Raw genomic sequence first — 1983 nt, forward strand, 5'->3', positions numbered from 1 at the left:
CGGTGTCGCCGAACGCGAGGCCCAGCTGGACGTCGTGCCCGCGCGGCCGCGCTCCGGGCGCGAGAACCGCGCGCTCATCTTCGTCAACGGCTGGAATGTCGGGCAGTTCATCGCGCACGTCGGGCCGCAACGGGTGTTCGTGATCCCGCCGGGCATCCTCGACCCGCACGGCGACAATACGATCGCGCTCGCCGTCACGACGGACGGCGACCCGGCCAATGCGCTGGAACCGGTGCGGCTCGAGGTGTTGCGTGCCGTTCACGGTGGGGTGTCCGGCGACGCGGTAAAGGGTCGGGCCGGGCCGTAGTTGTTGAACTGTCAGTCACAAGACAGCAACACCTGATAGTGTCCCGCGTGACAGTAAGCGGTCCGGGCCTTACAATGTTGCCTCACGAGAATATCGGCCGGACCTTTCCGGCCGCGCCGCGAGGATACAATTTGATGCTAGGGTTTGACGATATCGCACAATGGCGCGCGCGGATCTTCTCGCGCCTGTTGTCGATAGTGCTCGTCCTGGGCACCATCGCGGCGATTCCCAGTGTGGTCGTCGTGCTGCGTCAAGGCGTCTGGACCGTGGCCGCGATGGACGGCGCCGCGCTGGGCTGGCTGTTCGCCCTGTGGCGCCTGAAGCGCCTGCCGTACACCTTCCGCGTCCTGAACTTCCTCGCCATCATCTACATGGTGGCCATCTGCCTGATGCTGAAGGTGGGACCGGTCAGCCAGAACTACCTCATGGCGCCGCCCGTGATGGCGGCGATCCTGCTCGGGACCGGTCCGGCGCTGACGGCCCTCGCGGCCAGCGCCATCATCCTCATCCTCGGTATCGGCCACTTCCAGTCCTCGCTGGTGGACATGGGCCACGACCCGATCATCGTCGCGCTCCTCGTCGCGTTGAACTTCACGTGCGTGGGCGCGCTGCTGACGCTCACGTGCAGCACCTTGCTCAAGGGGTTATCGCGTTCGCTGGACGAAGTGCGCGGCTTCGCCAAATCGCTGGAGAGCGGAAAGGATGCGCTGCAGGCGGTGAACGCCGAACTGCGCCTGACGTCGGCCGCGCTGTCGCGCCTGAACGACATGGTGCTGATCGCGCGCGCCGTCGACACGCCGGACCGCGACCAGCCCATCATCTTCAGCAACGAAGCGTTCCAGCGCCGCACCGGCTACAGCGACGCCGACATCGTCGGCCGCAGCATGCGCGTGCTGCACGGGCCGGGCACGGATCCGGCCGTCGTCGAGCGCATCGTGGAGACCATGCGCAGCGGCCAGCCGGCGACGGCGGAACTGGTCAACTACACCAAGTCCGGCGACCCCTATTGGGTCGAGATGGAACTCATGCCGTTCACGGACGACGCGGGCCGGATCAGCCACTGGGTCGTCGTCGGCCGCGACATCACGGAACGCCGCCATTCGGCCGACGCGATCCACCGCCTCGCGTACTACGACGTCCTCACGGGCCTGCCCAACCGGCGCCTGATGACGGAGCGCCTGGACGCCATGGTGGCATCGGCCAACGGGGGCCGCGGGCTCGGCGCCGTGCTGTACATCGACCTGGACAACTTCAAGCACGTGAACGACGCGCGCGGCCATGCGACGGGCGACGCGCTGCTCAAGCACACGGCGAAGAGCCTGGCCCACGTCGTGCGCAAGGGCGACACGGTGGCCCGTCTGGGCGGCGACGAATTCGTCGTGCTGCTCGACGGCCTCGGCACCGATCCCGCCGCCGCCACCGCCGCCGCGCTGTCGGTGTCGGACAAGATCCGCGTCGCGCTGGCCGACGACGTCGTCATCGACGACCAGAGCTACCATTCGACGGCCAGCATCGGCGTCGCGCTGCCCACGCGCCCCGGTCAGTCCGTGGCCGACCTGCTGCGCGATGCGGACCTGGCCATGTACCACGCCAAGGCGGCCGGCCGCAACGGCGTCGCCGTGTTCGAGACGCGGATGCTGGCCGCGGCCCAGCGTCAGCTGGCGCTCGGCCGCGAC

2 protein-coding genes are annotated in these 1983 nt (G+C 68.4%); both read left to right on the plus strand.

Features of this window, described 5'->3' with window-relative positions; translation table 11 throughout:
- Positions 1-307, plus strand: a 307-nt coding sequence (locus ACEN88_RS30275; protein ID WP_413345671.1) for a beta galactosidase jelly roll domain-containing protein, incomplete at its 5' end; no start/stop codon positions are given.
- A gap of 134 nt (positions 308-441) precedes the next feature.
- Positions 442-1983, plus strand: a 1542-nt coding sequence (locus tag ACEN88_RS30280; RefSeq protein WP_413345673.1) for a diguanylate cyclase domain-containing protein, incomplete at its 3' end; no start/stop codon positions are given.

Origin of the sequence: Massilia sp. CT11-108 (assembly GCF_047302915.1) — a bacterium.
Taxonomy (GTDB): domain Bacteria; phylum Pseudomonadota; class Gammaproteobacteria; order Burkholderiales; family Burkholderiaceae_D; genus Telluria; species Telluria orientalis.